The sequence below is a fragment of the Pseudomonadota bacterium genome, from assembly GCA_023229365.1.
GTDB lineage: Bacteria > Myxococcota_A > Polyangia > JAAYKL01 > JAAYKL01 > JALNZK01.
The window spans coordinates 1-11,945 of the sequence record JALNZK010000017.1 but is presented as its reverse complement, the minus strand read 5'-3'; the positions used below and the strand labels follow the sequence as shown (position 1 = coordinate 11,945).

10 protein-coding genes are annotated in these 11,945 nt (G+C 69.8%); 7 read left to right on the top strand and 3 right to left on the bottom strand.

Going from position 1 to position 11,945, the window contains the following annotated elements:
• Nucleotides 1-9: 9 nt before the first annotated feature.
• Entirely contained in the window at nucleotides 10-882 is an 873-nt protein-coding gene (locus tag M0R80_10685) for a lamin tail domain-containing protein (protein MCK9460094.1), read from the bottom strand.
• A 173-nt stretch (nucleotides 883-1,055) separates the two neighbouring features.
• Between M0R80_10685 and M0R80_10680 the strand changes: the two genes are divergently transcribed.
• The 7 genes from M0R80_10680 to M0R80_10650 all read left to right on the top strand — a co-directional run bounded on the left by M0R80_10680 (nucleotide 1,056) and on the right by M0R80_10650 (nucleotide 8,408).
• Nucleotides 1,056-1,913: a YitT family protein gene (locus M0R80_10680; protein ID MCK9460093.1), complete on the top strand. Its 858-nt coding sequence runs from the start codon at nucleotides 1,056-1,058 to the stop codon at nucleotides 1,911-1,913.
• 106 nt (nucleotides 1,914-2,019) lie between these two features.
• Nucleotides 2,020-2,670, top strand: coding sequence for a 50S ribosomal protein L3 (gene rplC, locus M0R80_10675; GenBank protein MCK9460092.1), 651 nt, complete (start codon nucleotides 2,020-2,022; stop codon nucleotides 2,668-2,670).
• A gap of 9 nt (nucleotides 2,671-2,679) precedes the next feature.
• Nucleotides 2,680-3,279, top strand: a complete 600-nt coding sequence (locus tag M0R80_10670; GenBank protein MCK9460091.1) for an RlmE family RNA methyltransferase — start codon at nucleotides 2,680-2,682, stop codon at nucleotides 3,277-3,279.
• 91 nt (nucleotides 3,280-3,370) lie between these two features.
• Nucleotides 3,371-4,390: a hypothetical protein gene (locus M0R80_10665; protein MCK9460090.1), complete on the top strand. Its 1,020-nt coding sequence runs from the start codon at nucleotides 3,371-3,373 to the stop codon at nucleotides 4,388-4,390.
• A gap of 414 nt (nucleotides 4,391-4,804) precedes the next feature.
• Complete coding sequence (locus M0R80_10660; protein ID MCK9460089.1) at nucleotides 4,805-6,769, top strand: hypothetical protein; 1,965 nt, start codon at nucleotides 4,805-4,807, stop codon at nucleotides 6,767-6,769.
• 97 nt (nucleotides 6,770-6,866) lie between these two features.
• Complete coding sequence (locus M0R80_10655) at nucleotides 6,867-7,601, top strand: hypothetical protein (GenBank protein ID MCK9460088.1); 735 nt, start codon at nucleotides 6,867-6,869, stop codon at nucleotides 7,599-7,601.
• A gap of 108 nt (nucleotides 7,602-7,709) precedes the next feature.
• Complete coding sequence (locus tag M0R80_10650; protein MCK9460087.1) at nucleotides 7,710-8,408, top strand: hypothetical protein; 699 nt, start codon at nucleotides 7,710-7,712, stop codon at nucleotides 8,406-8,408.
• Here M0R80_10650 and M0R80_10645 read toward each other — a convergent pair.
• Complete coding sequence (locus M0R80_10645) at nucleotides 8,405-11,173, bottom strand: alpha/beta hydrolase-fold protein (protein MCK9460086.1); 2,769 nt, start codon at nucleotides 11,171-11,173, stop codon at nucleotides 8,405-8,407. The genes M0R80_10650 and M0R80_10645 overlap by 4 nt on opposite strands.
• Complete coding sequence (locus tag M0R80_10640) at nucleotides 11,170-11,616, bottom strand: hypothetical protein (GenBank protein ID MCK9460085.1); 447 nt, start codon at nucleotides 11,614-11,616, stop codon at nucleotides 11,170-11,172. The genes M0R80_10645 and M0R80_10640 overlap by 4 nt, the downstream gene beginning before the upstream one ends.
• Nucleotides 11,617-11,945 lie beyond the last annotated feature (329 nt).

The window sequence follows — 11,945 nt, the reverse complement described above, 5'->3', positions numbered from 1 at the left end:
GAGGTTCGGCTACATCCCCGCGCAGTACAGCTCGACGAACTCGTCCACGAAGGCGCCGGCGCCCACCGCGTCCGAGAACTCACTTATGAAGATCGGCATGCCGCCGCCGGTGTAGGAGACGATCCCGGGGGTCGCCGCGGAGTCGTCGACGACGCTCCAGCTCGCCGACGAGCTCGCGGTCGCCCCGATCCGCTGGTAGCACTGCCCCTCCGTCGTGGTGAAGGCGAAGGTCGGCCCGTCGACGACGGCGCTCGCGTCGTCGCTCAGCTCGAAGTACTCGAGGCCGTTGATCTGGGGCACGGCGTTTCCGCTGTCGATGTACACGACGCTCTCTCCCAGCGTGACGGACCAGAACGTCTCGAAGACGTCCTTGGCAGCGTCGCGTGCGAGGACGAGCACCCCGCCCGCCGGGATGACGGTGCCGGCCGGAAACGTGTACGCGTGAGCCGCCTCGTACTGATCGACCGTCCAGCCCGAAACGTCGCAATCGATGTCCGTGTCGCTGCCGCCGTCCACGCCGCCGTCCGCGTCCGCGTCGGTGTCGGTGTCGGTGTCCGTGTCCGTGTCGCTGCCGCCGTCCATGCCGCCGTCGGCGTCGGAATCGGTGTCGGTGTCGGTGTCGGTGTCCGTGTCCGTGTCCGTGTCCGTATCGGTGTCGGTGTCGGTGTCGGTGTCCGTATCGGTATCGGTATCGGTATCGGTGTCAGTGTCGGTATCGGTGTCAGTGTCGGTATCGGAATCAGTGTCGGTGTCGGAATCGGTGTCGGTGTCGGTGTCCGTATCGGAATCCGTGCCGCCGCCGCCGCCGCCGTCGTCGCACGAGGCGGTCGCGAAGACGACCACGAGGCCGCACAGGATCAAGCGAAGCGCCGTATTCTTCATGGTATTTCCTCTCTGCAAGGCGTCTCTCTTTTGTCGACGCCATCCATTAGACGGTCAACCATAGACCACAATAGACTTCTCGGCACTCGATTCCCGAGATCCGCGGCGGCGGGCGGCTCCCTTGCTGCGGTCGAGCGAAATGCTATACCGGCGGGCGGACGAGGGAGGACGGCATGCGCAGGGTGAAGATCATCGAGCTGCTCGCGATCGCGGCCGGCACCGCGATCATGGGCTTCGGCATCAACGCGTTCAACATCGCGAACAACCTCGCGGAGGGCGGCGTGACCGGCGTCGCGATCCTCCTCAAGCTCGCGATGAATTGGGATCCGGGCCTGACGAGCCTGATCATCAACGTGCCGCTCCTCGTGCTCGGTTGGCGCGTGCTCGGCGTGCGCTCGCTCCTGTACACGATCTGGGGCACGGGCTGCCTGTCGCTGTTCCTCTGGCTCGGCGGGCGGTTCCGGCTCCCGCTCGACGACCTCCTGCTCGCCGCGCTCGTCGCGGGCGTCTGCGTGGGCGTCGGGCTCGGGATCGTGTTCCGGTTCGGCGGCACGACCGGCGGGGTCGACATCATCGCGCGGATCCTCGAGAAGAAGCTCGGCTTCAAGATCGGCCGCTCGATGTTCTTCGCGGACGTCTGCGTGATAGGCGTGTCGCTCGTCTTCCTGCGCCCCGAGCAGGCGATGTACACGGTCGTCGCGGTGTTCGTCGGCACGCGGATCATCGATCTCGTGCAGGACGCCGCGTACTCGGCGCGGACGATCCTGGTCGTCTCCGAGCGCGCGGACGAGGTCGCGCGCCGGATCATGGAGGATCTCGGCCGCGGCGTCACCCGCCTGCAGGGACGGGGAGCGTATACGGGCACGGAGCGGACCGTCCTCTACGCGGTCGTCGGGCGGCCGGAGCTCGGCCGGGCCAAGCGGCTCGTCCTCGCGGCGGATCCCGCGGCGTTCATCTCCGTCGGGGTGGCGACCGAGGTGCTCGGAGAGGGGTTCACGCTCGACGGCGACAAGCACCCCCTCGCGCCCTGATCCCGAGGGATTAGGCAGTTGACACGAAAGGGAATTCCCGTACACTGCACCCCTCGAATTCCGATGGGGCGCCCCCGCGCGCCGCATCCTCGATTGGAGCATGAAGATGAGCTCGGCGTTCGGACTCTTGGGCAAGAAGATCGGCATGACGCAGGTGTTCAACCCGGACGGCAGCCGCGTCGGCGCGACGGCGATCGAAGTCGGCCCGTGCGTGGTCGTCCAGAAGCGCACCGAGGAGAAGGAAGGCTACACGGCGGTGCAGCTCGGCTTCATCGACAAGCCGGAGCGCAAGGTGAATCGCGCCGAGATGGGCCACTTCGCCAAGGCCGGCGTCAAGCCGAAGCGCGTGCTTCGCGAGTTCCAGCTCACGGCGGACACCGCGGCCGGGCTCGAGGTCGGGCAGGAGCTCAAGGCCGACATGTTCCAGGTCGGCGATCGCATCGATGTCGTCGGGACGAGCATCGGCAAAGGCTTCGCCGGCGTCTTCAAGACGTACCACTTCCATGGAGCCAACGACACGCACGGCGCGCACGAGGTGTTCCGCCACGGCGGCTCGCTCGGCACGAACATGACCCCGGGCCGCGTCTTCAAGGGCCGCAAGATGCCGGGTCACCACTCGGCGGGGCGCATCACGGTCCTCAGCGTCGAGGTCGTGCGCGTGTTCGCGGAGGACAACCTCATCTTCGTCCGCGGGCCCGTGCCCGGGTCGCGCAACAGCGTCGTCGAGCTCAAACCAGCCGTCAAGGGCAAGCGCTAGCCGCGGGTCGTGGGCGGTCCTCGCCGCACCGCGGATCACTACTCCAAGAAGGCCCGCGCCGAACGCTACCCGGCGCGATCGATCTACAAGCTCGAGGAGATCGACAAGCGTGTCCGCCTGCTCAAGCCGGGGTTCAAGGTGCTGGATCTCGGCGCCGCGCCGGGCTCCTGGACGCTCTACGCCTCACAGAAGGTGGGCCCGAGCGGGCGCGTCGTGGCCGTCGACAGGGCGGCGCTCACGGTCGGAACACCGCCGAACACCGTCTACGTCCAGGCCGACGCCCTCGCGATCGACCCGGCGGCGCTGCTCGCGGCGGCCGGAGTCAAAGGGGGGTTCGACGCGGTGATCTCGGACATGGCGCCGCGGACGAGCGGCCACCGCTTCGTGGATCAGAGCCGATCGTTCGAGCTGTTCTGCCGCGCGGTCGCGATCGCGGCGGAGCTGTGCCGGCCGGGCGGGTCCTTCGTCGGCAAGATCTTCCAGGGCGAGGAGTTCGAGACCGCGCGCGGCAAGGTGCGCGAGCTCTTCGAGGAGTGCCGGGTCGTCCGCCCGGCGAGCGTCCGCTCCGAGAGCTACGAGATCTACCTCGTCGGGCTGCGGCGGAAGTAGCAACGGCGCGGGTTCTCGCTCGCATCGCGCCTTTCGCTGCCCCTACGTTCTTTTTTCTGCAACCTCTGCGCGAAACGTCCGATTCAGGAGAGTGTCCAACGCCATCCGCATCCTGGAGCCCGGCGTCGTCTACTCGGTCGTGCAGACGACCGTGGACCGGACGTTCGCTTTCGCGCCGAACCACGACCCGGCGCACCCGCTGCTCGCCCGAGGCTGTCCGCCCGAGGCGCTCGATCCCGGAAGCCCGCTCGTGCCGGTGCCCTCGGTCATCAACATCGTCGGCGCCGCCGCGGCGCGCGCGCTCGAGCTCTCGCCCGTCAACCTCCACGCCCTCGAGCTGTCGAGCACGCACCAGCACGAGGAGGCGTCCGCCATCGGCGAAGGCGTCGGCGCCCTCCCCGAGTTTTGGCGCAACTTCCACTCGAAGGTCGCCCGCGACCTGAACAGACTGCGTGGCCGCGAGGGGCACCTGTACGCCGGGCCGTCGCGGGTCACGCCTTGCGCCGATGACGAGAGCGCGTTCCAGCAGCTGATCTACGCGATGACGAACCCGGTGAAGGACGGGCTCGTCGATCGCGTCCGCCGCTCGCCTTTCTTTTCGACATACCGCCATCAGGTACTCGGCGAACCGCTGCGCTTCTTCGACATCGAGTGGGAACGTTTCTGGGAGGCGGGCGGACCGTTCAACCGGAGGCTGCATCCCAAGCAGTTCATGGTGTGGCGCAAGCTCGAGATCGCGCCGCTGCCGCACCTCTCCGCGATGCCCGAGCACAAACGGCAGACGCTCATCCGCAAGGCGGTCGAGGCGGTCGAGGAGGAAACCGCCGACAGACTGAAGCACGAAGGTCGTACCTTCTGCCCGGTCTCGCGACACTTCGAGCTCGACCCGCGAGACCGGGCGCAGGCTCCACGCGCCAGCGGTCACAAGCCGCTCGTCCACGCGTCGACGAGGGCCGAGCGCGACGCCTACCGCGACAAGGTGCGCGACGTGATGAAGGCCTACGTGCCCGCGAGCATCACGTTTCGCCAGGGCATCTTCGACGTCGAGTTCCCGCCCGGGACCTTTCGCCCTCCTCTCACGCGCCCGGTCGCGTGCGCGAACACGTCGTGACCAACGACAGCTGACCCCGATTGCGAGTGACGTTGCCTCAAACGCGCCGACGTCGCCGATTCTTCGCGTTGCCACGCACGCGACGCCGCACAGATCCGTCCAGAAATCGATCGTGATAATCTCGTTTCGGCTACGTCGCCGTGGACAGTGATCGAGGTATGACTCCAACGACCGATTCGAGAGAATCGACGCGGCCAGCTCGCCGACTCCATAGCCGCGACGCTGGATCATTCCAACCGTTCACAGATGCTTTCGCAAAGAGAACTGGTATCTCTAAGGGCCAAGGGCCAGGCCAAGGGCCAGGGCCAAGGGCCAGCCAAGGGCCAAGGGCCGGGGCCAAGGGCCGGGGCCGGGCCAAGGGCCGGGGGCTGCGGCGTCGGTGACCGGCCGGCGTTTCGATGCTATCTTGACCGCGTGAGGCGTCGAATCGCACCTGCCGTGCTCCTGGCCGCCGCCCTCGCGGCGACGGGCGCTTCTGCGGGCGAGGCCGACACGGCGCGCTCGCTCGGCCTCGGCGAGGGGTTCTCGCTCGGCGCTCCCCGGATCATCCGGCACCTCGATCAGCGGATCGAGATCTACCGGCCGTCGTACCGCGGCCTGCCCGTGTTCCTGAGCTCGTGCGCGGTCCAGCTCGACGCGAACGGCGCGATCCGCAGGATCTCGCCGTGCCCCGCGATCCCGCCCGTCGACGTGGCGGCCCCGCGGGACTCGGCCGCGGAGCGGCACGCGGAGTCCGGGTGGCTGCGCGGACGGGACGGACGCCTCGCGGCGGTGGTCCGGGTCGAGGCGGGAGGCGGCCCGCTCCTCCGCGAGCCGATGGCCGTGTTCTACGATGCGCAGAGCCTCGCGGAGATCCACTCGGAGCCGCTCTACGAGAGCGCGACGGCGGGCGGGCTCGTGTTCGGGGAGAACCCGGTCACGACCCCGGCTCCCGTCCTCGTCGAGCTCGCGAACCTGGACGAGCCGGGCGACTTGCTTTACGGCCTCCGCGCGCGGGTCGAGCGCTGCCTCGACACCGCCGACTGCGCCGCGACGGCGCCCTTCGCGTCCCCGAACAAGGAGGGCGACTTCATCTACGCGCCGGAGCTCGGCGAGCTCACCTTCGACGATCCGTTCGCCGAGGTGAACGCCTACCACAACATCACGCGCTTCGCCGACTGGATGCAGGACGAGCTCGGGTGGACCGGGCAGTTCGGCGCCGCCGGCCACACGTGGATCGCGGTCAAGATCGGGAAGGCCTGGTACAACGCGGCGTACTACGGCGGCAACTCGAGCAACGACCCGTACATCATCTTCGGGCAGGACGTCGTCGACATGGCGTACGACGCGGACGTCGCCTGCCACGAGTTCGGCCACGCGATCAACCGCTCGCTCCGCGGCCACGCGTGGTTCCTGCGCGACGCGTACGGCCTCGACACCTCGCCGACCGGCATCGAGGAGGGGTTCGCCGACATCTGGACCCAGACGTTCAACGGCGATCCGGTCATGAACGCGTACATCACGAAGAGCAGGACCGCGGACAACGATCTCGTCTGCCCGGACGCGCTCGCGGGCGAGGGCCACTACGAGGCGCGGATCATCTCCGGGTTCGGCTGGGACGTGCGCGAGCGGATAGGCGGCGAGGCGTGGAGCCACGTCGTGTTCCGCACGCTGCCCTTCTTGCCCGCGGAGGCGGGGTTCGCCGAGCTCGTCGCGGCGCTCGCGGCGTCGGCGGCGGATCTCGGCGCCGAGGGCGTCCTCGCGATCGACCCCGCCGCGGCGGCGATCATCGAGGAGGAGGGCGCGGCGCGGGGGCTCCTCGACGAGGCGTGCGCGAAGCGGCTCGTGCCGCTCGAGGGCGGCGTCCGGCGGGGCGTCTACGGCTACGGGCGGGCCAAGACGGGCGAGCGCGACCGGCCGTTCGGCGTGCAGTGGGTGCTCACCGCGCCCGACGACGCGGCCGCGTTCCACCTCGACGTCGAGTGGCTGTACCCCGAGGACGTCGCGCCCGGGTACCGCATCCACGTCTCTCGCGGAAAGCCGGTCGCGGTGACCTGGCTCGATCCCGACGCCGTCCCCGAGGGCGATCCCGAGTTCGAGGTGGACGCGGATCTGACGCTCGAGGGGGCGCCCTCCGCCCTCGGCTTCCCGGCGGTCGGGGAGCCCGCGCTCGCGCCCGGCGAGAAGGTCTACCTCCTCTTCTCCGCCGACACCGACGAGTCGACCGTCGTGCTCGCGGGGACGCCGATGTTCCTGTCCGAGCAGCCGTCGCCGCAGGGCGACGCCGGTCCCGTTCCCGAGTCGGAGCTCGCGGCCCGCGCGGCCCCCTTCGGGATCGGTTGCGCCGCCGCGCCGCGGCACGGGCGCACGGCGTCCCTGCTCGCCGCGCTGCTGCCCTGAGCGCGGGGAGTTCGTCCGATTTTCGTCCGGCGCGCCTTCGTGGTATGGTGCGGCGATCATCAAACGGCGTTTCACGCCATCGACAGAGAGGCAAGAGATGACGAAGACGTGTGCGGTCCTCGGCGCTGCCATGGTCGTCTTGTGCGTCGGTTGCGCGCAGGAAGTGAAGATGATCGAGATCGAGCCCACGAAGATCGACTTCCGTCAGCTCGAGGACACGACGACGCTCCGGGCGCGGCCGCTCAACTCCAAGGGCGTCGAGATCACCGAGGCGGGCACGCTCACGTTCTCCTCGGAGAGCCCCTCGATAGCGGACGTGTCCTCCACGGGCGTGGTCAGCCCCAAGGGCAACGGCGACACCGCGATCGTCGCCACGGCGCCCAACGGCGTCAAGGGAGAGGTGTTCGTCGCCGTGTGCCTGCCCAAGGAGCTCGTTTGCGAGCCCAAGGACCAGCTCGACATCCGCGTGGGCACCGGCGCGCCCATCAAGTGCCACGTCCTGAACTGCCGCGAGGAGGTGATCCAGGACGCCAAGATCACGTTCGACGTGCTCGCCAAGAACGTTGCGATGGCCGACACGGCCGTGAGCTCGGCGCGGAAGGGCATCTCGGCGATGCCGGTGACCGGGAGCATGGTCGGCGACACCGAGGCGACGGTGACGGCGTACAGCTTCGAGAAGAAGATCCGGATCCACGTCGACGAGGCGCTGCCGATCCCGGGCGAGGAGGACTACAAGGCCTGGAAGAAGGGTGGGGGAGGGAAGAAGGGCAACGATCCGTACACGGGCGGCAAGGGCGGCTTCGATCACATCCTCGGCAACATGAAGTTCTAGCAGCCTCTCTGTAACTATTCGAAGGCACTGAAAGACGACCCGAAATCGCGCGCATTGGACTCTTCTTTTTTGAAGGAAAGCGGTACGACTACATCGAGGAGGTGAGTGATGCGATCAATCGTTGCGGCGCTTGCGATCGCGGTTGCGCTTCTCGGCGCGTGGCCGAGCACGGCACACAGCTGGACGCTCGACGGCGGCGCGCCTTGGAAGGGGCGCGTCGGGCCGGGGCTGTACGCCGCCATCGGCGGCGTGGCGTGCGGCGAAGACGACTTCTGCAACGACCACCACGCGTGGGACTCGCGCCTGTTTGGCTCGCTGGACGGCATCGTCGGCTTCCAGTTCCGGGTCATCCCGAACCTCGTCATCTTCTTCGACCTGAGCACCGCGCTGCTGCCCTCGTCGCGGGATCACTACGACCACGACCGCGGGTTCCTCTTCCGCACGGTCGGCGGCGCCGAGTTCCACGTCCCGATCCTCGGCTGGCTCGAGGCGTACGCGGGCTTCGGCATCGGCTTCGCGTTCCTCAGGTTCCGCGGGGAGCTCGACACCGAGAACGACCAGCTGGTGAAGGAGACGCTCATGGGGGTCGACTTCGAGCTGCGCACCGGCGCGACCGTCTACCTGTTCTCGAAGGCGCCCGGGCTCGGCTTCGGGCCGTACTACCGCGCCGGGCTCGTGTACTGGCCCACTTACTGCCACGAGGTCGAGGGCGACGGCGACTGCGAAGAGGTGGACGACTACGACTTCGACCAGCACGACCTGCCGTTCCTGCACCACGTCGGCATCGAGCTCCGGTACGTGTTCTAGATCCGCCACTCCCTGTCGAAGAACCCCGCCGCGAGCACGTCGCGATCCGCGCCGAGCACGACGCCGCCCTTGGTTTGCCAGGTCGACGCGTCGAAGATCACCCAGTCCGGGAGCAGCTCCGGGAGGTGGTCCGCGTAGAAGAGCGCGTCCTTCGAGGCGCCGGTGTACACGAGCACGTAGCGCGCGAGGTTGAGCGGGTTCGGGAAGACGAACGCCGCGGCCACGTTCGTCCCCTCGAACCGCCGCCCGCCCGCCTCGATGACGCCCCGGGTCGCGCGGATCGGGAGCGCGCCCGCGATCCGCGCGAGGAGGGAGTTGCCCGCCGGCGTGCCGACGATCACGAGCGAGCGGCTCGCGATGTCGGCGGCCGAGACCTCGACGTCCGCCTCGACGGGGTAGCGCACGGTCACGCCCGGCCTGGGCACGCTGAGCGCCTGCGCCAGCCTGCGCGAGAGCGCCGTCTCGTCGTCGTCCGCCGTGCCGTAGACGAACAGGAGCGGCTCGTGCCAGACGTCGTCGACGGGTCCGCTCGAGCCCGCGCGCTTGCACGCGATCGCCGCGCACGGCTCCGCGCCCGCGCTCCAGCGCCCGGCGCTCTTGTGGAATCGCCACGCGCCGTCCGTCGGCGGCTCGGGTTCGAAGGTCACGCCGTCGATCTCGATCCGCGGGTCGCGCCCGGCCGCGAGGATCTCGTCTTGGAGCACGGTCAGGGCGCGGGCGTTCTCCGTCGCGATCGCGATCGCGCCGTCGGCCTGCCACGTCGCGTCGGCCTTCGCGAACGCGGAGTAGTCCTCGGCGTCGTCGACGCGGAGCCAGTGCGCGCCCGAGTGGCGGAGCCGGCCGGTCTTGAACGTGACGCGGCGCGGGTGGGAGGCGCGCTTCAGGGGCTTGAAGTGGCCGAAGATCCAGCGATCCTCGTACGTCTCGTCCCAGACGTTGTGGCCCGCGTCCGGCTTCTCGAACGCGACCTCGTAGCCGAGCTGCTCGTACCGCCGCACGAGCACCTCCGAGGTGCGCGGCGCGTCCTGCGTGCCGTGCACGACGTGGAGCGGGAGGTGGCGGCCGTTCTCGGCCCAGCTCACGTTGGAGCGGCGGGCGGCGGCCGATCGCTCCCACGGGCGGAGCGCCTGTCCGCGCACGGAGTCGTATTCGAACACGCTGTGGTAGCCGCACAGCGGGGCGGCGGCGGCGAAGAGATCCGGGTTGTGCAGGGGGAGCGAGGCGGCGCCGGTGCCCCCCATGGACGCGCCGGTGACGTAGATCCTGTCCGGATCGATGCGGTAGCGCTCGGCGACGCGGCCGATCACGTCGAGCGCGTCCCGCTCGCCGTACGCGAAGTAGTTCGAGTTGCCGAACCCCTCGGGCGCCACCGCGAACATGGGAGCCGCGCCGACGGGGAGCGGGCGGCGCTCGCGCTCGAGCTTGCTCTCGTCCTCGGCGAGCGGCACGCCGAAGAGGGTCGTGAGCGTCTTCAGGGGGAAGCTGTTCAGCCCGTGCAGCGCGACGACCAGCCCGAACCGCCTCTCCCCGTCCTCCCGCCACGCGGGCGGGACGTAGAGGCCGTACGGGTGCAGCCGGCCGTCGAGCGCGGAGCGGTAGCCGAGCCGCGCGATGCCGCCGCGGACCCCGGCCCTCGGATCGCGACCCGCCGCGAGCTCCCGCGCCATGCCGAGCGCGCGATCCGCCTCGGCCGCGAGGTAGCGCGCGTCCTCTTCGCCCGCCTCGATCAGCCCGGCGACGTGGTCGATCAGGAACTCCGCGGTCTCGACGCTCGTGCGGGGGGCGGCGCCGGCCGGGGCCGCCGCGAGCAGGCGCCGCGCCTCGGCCAGGGTGCGGACGTGCACCGTGCGCACCGAGAACCGCGCCTCGAGGCGGCCGCCGGCGAAGTCGACGATCGCCGCGGTCGGCGCCGCCGTTCCTAAGAGCTCGTGCTCGCCGAGCAGCTCCGAGGTGACGGGCGTGCGCGGCAGCGCGAGCGCGACGTCGGCCGGCGCGGCGCCCTTCGCCCCCTTGAGCCGGATCCGCGCCTCGGCGGGCGTGCCCACGGGGCGGCCGCCCGGGAACTCGAGCCACAGCCGCGCCCGCACCGCGCCGCGCTCGAGATCGACCTCGCGATCGATCTCCAGCCGCGCCGCGTCCCGGAGCAGCCTCCGCGCGCCCGGCAGCGCGCCGGGCAGGCGGACGTCGACGAACGTCGCGCCGCGGAGCTGCTCGTCGAGGAGCCGCGCGTACAGGGTCCAGGCGCCGCCGCGTCCCTTCGAGAGGCGCAGCGCGAGCAGGTTGTCGCCCGCGCCGAGATCGAGCGGCACGAGATCGGTGTCCGGCTGCGCGCGCCGCCCCTCCGCGCGCTCGATCAGCCTCCGGCCGTTCAGGAAGATCTCGAGCCCGACGTCGCTCCCGGTCGCGAGGTAGAGCCGCCGCGCGCGATCCGTTTTCAGGGACGCGGCGAGCACCCACGCGCCGGCCTTCTTCGAGCGGAGCTTCACCTGCCGCGTCGGCGAGGAGATCGCGGTCCAGGTCGCGGGGCCCGGCTTCGCCCCCTCTCGGACGCCGGCGGGATCGATCGCCGCGGCCGCGGGCGACGCCACGGGCAGCGGCCCGAGCGAGAGCCAGCACGTCAGGAAGCCTCCCTCCCCGACGACGACCTCGAGATCACCGGCCGAGGGCTGGGCAGGCGCCGGCGAGACGCCCGGGGCGGCTATCGCGATCGCCGCGGCGAGGAGGCACGGGAAAAGGGCGCGCGGGAGGGGACGCTTCCGGATCACTTGCGGTTGTGGACGATGGTCCTGACGCCGTCTTCGAACGTCACGTTCGCCTTGGAGTCCTCGCCCAGCGTCGTCACCACGCCGATCCCGAAGGTCGGGTGGCGGATCACCTGGCCGAGCTCGAGGCCGGCCCTGAAGTCGTAGGTCACCGCGAGCGAGAGCTCCTTGCCCTCGAGCAGGCGGCGGAAGATCTGGGCGGGATCGACGCGCTCCTTGCGCGGCTTGCGCTTCGGGGCGGGCGGCGGGACCGATCGCTTCGCCGCGACCTCCCGGAGCCCGGCCTTCGTCTTGGCGCGGGACGTCCGCAGGGGGCCCTCGCCGCCGCACTTCTCGCAACGCACCGAGCGGACCTGGAGCCCCTCCACGACGAGCACCGTCTGCACGGTGTCGGCCTTGCAGACGCTACAGAAGCCCTCGACGGCGTTTCCAGGTACGTACGGCACATCCACCTCTCGGGTTCGGCCCAAAACGTCCGGACAGTATACAGTCTTCGACGGGCTCGCGCCACCATGCCCGGCTTTCCCGCTACCTTTTCGTAAGAGACGGCTCCGGGCAGCGTCCATTATCATGAGAGCACACGAAACGATTGGTCGCCGGGATGGTTATCGATAGGAGCACGGGAATGACACGAATCAGCAGATCCTCGTTCGTCCTTTCTCTGGCGATCGCCGCATGGTCGGCGTCGTGCGCGTCCGGGGGAGTTGTCGGTGACGACGACGGCTCGGACGCGGATTCCGATTCGGACTCGGACACGGATTCGGACTCGGACACG

Excerpts from the sequence above, each read along its gene's own strand:
- M0R80_10685 (MCK9460094.1), bottom strand. The coding sequence starts at position 882 with ATGAAGAATACGGCGCTTCGCTTGATCCTGTGCGGCCTCGTGGTCGTC.
- M0R80_10680 (MCK9460093.1), top strand. The coding sequence starts at position 1,056 with ATGCGCAGGGTGAAGATCATCGAGCTGCTCGCGATCGCGGCCGGCACC.
- rplC (MCK9460092.1), top strand. The coding sequence starts at position 2,020 with ATGAGCTCGGCGTTCGGACTCTTGGGCAAGAAGATCGGCATGACGCAG.
- M0R80_10655 (MCK9460088.1), top strand. The coding sequence starts at position 6,867 with ATGACGAAGACGTGTGCGGTCCTCGGCGCTGCCATGGTCGTCTTGTGC.
- M0R80_10650 (MCK9460087.1), top strand. The coding sequence starts at position 7,710 with ATGCGATCAATCGTTGCGGCGCTTGCGATCGCGGTTGCGCTTCTCGGC.